We start from the raw sequence: 1,918 nt of genomic DNA on the forward strand, positions 1-1,918 counted from the left end.
GCCGTTCGATCGCTCGAGCGGAGCGGGTAGTCGACCGGCTCGAGCGGGTCGACCCAGCCACACGGGCCGAGGACGTGTCGTCGGCCGACTGACAGCGGACCGGTTTCCGGAACCGGAAGGGACGAAACGTCCGGATCGTGCTCGACGACCGCGTCCGCGCGAGTCGTCGGAACTGTGCCCGATTCCAGTTCGCCGGCGAGTTCGCGAGCCGTCGAGGGGGAGGACGAGTAGACGAAGGCGGTTCGCCCGCCGTCCGTCGCGAGAACCAGCGGCTCGAGCGCGTCGACGCCGGTCGGTCCTGTCCGGACGACCGACACTGACCCCGCTTCGTCGCAGGCGGCGTCGTAGACGCGGTCTCCGCGGTCCGATGAGACGGCCGCCGAGATACGGATAGTCGGCGACTCGCTACCGGCACCTGTAACGTCCGTCATCGATACGCGTCGTTTGCAGTGGGCTATTAAAAACTACCCGAAAGTCACATCGGGAGACCGGTTGCGATTCGGTGGCGGGCCGTCACGGCTCGCCCGCTCGGACGGTGTCACGGCTCGCTGTCTCAGATCTCTCATAGCCCGTTGTCCCCGCTCTCACGGCTGTGTCCGCTCACGGCTTCGCTAGTCGCGTCATCCGGGCACCCCGTCTCGGTCGACCTCGCACCGCTCGAGAGAGAGGCTGTATCGAGAATGCGGCTCCGACGAGGAATTTAGAACGGGGGCTCTACTCCCGGCTGCTGTTGGCGCAGTCGCTGTCCGAGGACGAACACGATCACCAGTGTGACGGTGACGAGCGCAGTCGATCGACGTTTCGCCATGAGGTGAGACTCCACCGGCATCGACGTAATAGCTTCGTCTCGCAGTCCGCACGTGGGACGCAGAACGTGCCAGTAAACCGATCGGTCGGAGCGAGCAGTGATCGATCGGTACCGAAGCGTTGAGGGAGCAGCGAACGCTGTCCCGAAACGATGACGAACCCGCAATTCGAGGCGCTTCGAGAACAGGCCGCCGACGCGGTTACCGAGGACGATCTCCTGTCGGTATACACCGGACTCGTTCACGAGGACGGCCGCCACGAGTACTACTTCGGGAACGACACCGAAGCGGCGACCGAGCTCCGGGAGACGGCTGCGATCCAACTCGGAATGTTGCTTCGCGTTCTCGCCGACCGCTCCGACAGTTCCATCGATGAAATCACCGACCTCGCGGTCGAACGGGCGGAAGAGATGCAGCTCCGATAGTTCGCGAGCGGTCGGACAGCCGGTGAGGCACGATCGTCACGATTACGACTCGCTGACGCTGCCGTCGTCCCACTCCCGTGGGTCATCGAGCGGCGTCCCGTCGTCGACGACATCGGCGAGCTCGAGGCGCTCGAGTGTTTCGGCCAACGGCCGACCGGTTGGACCCCAGCCCCTGGCCGCGTAGTAGCGATCGAGCGCCCGCTCGAACCTGTCCGGATCAATGGCACCGCCGCGTCCGTGCGAGTCGGCGGGCGGGTCGCGAAAGATCGACGGGAGACTGTCGTCCTCCCTGTCGAACCCCTCGCGAACGTTGAACAGCCGAACGAGCGTCCACACTCGCTCCCCCAGTCGGTAGAGTTCGCTCGAGTCAGCGGGTCGGCCGAGCGCGGTCAGCCACTCGGCACCCAGATCGTCGAACACGTCCCCGAGGAAGTCGTCCGTCGGCAAACTCCAGAGGACGGATCGGGCGTTCTGTGCAGTGACGACCGCCCGGACCTGGTCCCGGAGCGACCACTCCTCGTCGAAGACCTCCCGCTCGAAGGGACGCGCGCGACGGTGACAGGCTCCCCGATCGCTCGTCGCGTACGCCAGTGCCATGCTGCCGGCCCGTCGCGGGTCGTACGACGGAACGGCCATCGACTTGACGGTCGGGACGAACGCCTCGCCGCCGTACCGGTCCGCGGCAAG

General features: G+C 66.0%; 2 protein-coding genes and 1 pseudogene. 1 reads left to right on the forward strand and 2 read right to left on the reverse strand.

Features of this window, described 5'->3' with window-relative positions; translation table 11 throughout:
* A pseudogene (locus tag PGX04_RS27280) lies at window positions 1-431 on the reverse strand (NADH-ubiquinone oxidoreductase-F iron-sulfur binding region domain-containing protein); the annotation flags it as partial.
* Between the two features lie 527 nt (window positions 432-958).
* Between PGX04_RS27280 and PGX04_RS27285 the strand changes: the two are divergent.
* Window positions 959-1,231, forward strand: a complete 273-nt coding sequence (locus PGX04_RS27285; protein WP_273741362.1) for a DUF8113 family protein — start codon at window positions 959-961, stop codon at window positions 1,229-1,231.
* Between the two features lie 42 nt (window positions 1,232-1,273).
* On the opposite strand, the gene PGX04_RS27290 is transcribed toward PGX04_RS27285, so the two are convergent.
* The coding region (locus PGX04_RS27290) for an aldehyde ferredoxin oxidoreductase C-terminal domain-containing protein (RefSeq protein ID WP_273741363.1) at window positions 1,274-1,918 on the reverse strand (645 nt) is incomplete at its 5' end.

Source organism: Natrinema soli, from assembly GCF_028618695.1.

What these genes read in the sequence shown, in the direction of transcription:
- PGX04_RS27285 (WP_273741362.1), top strand. Translation starts at nt 959, where the DNA reads ATGACGAACCCGCAATTCGAGGCGCTTCGAGAACAGGCCGCCGACGCG.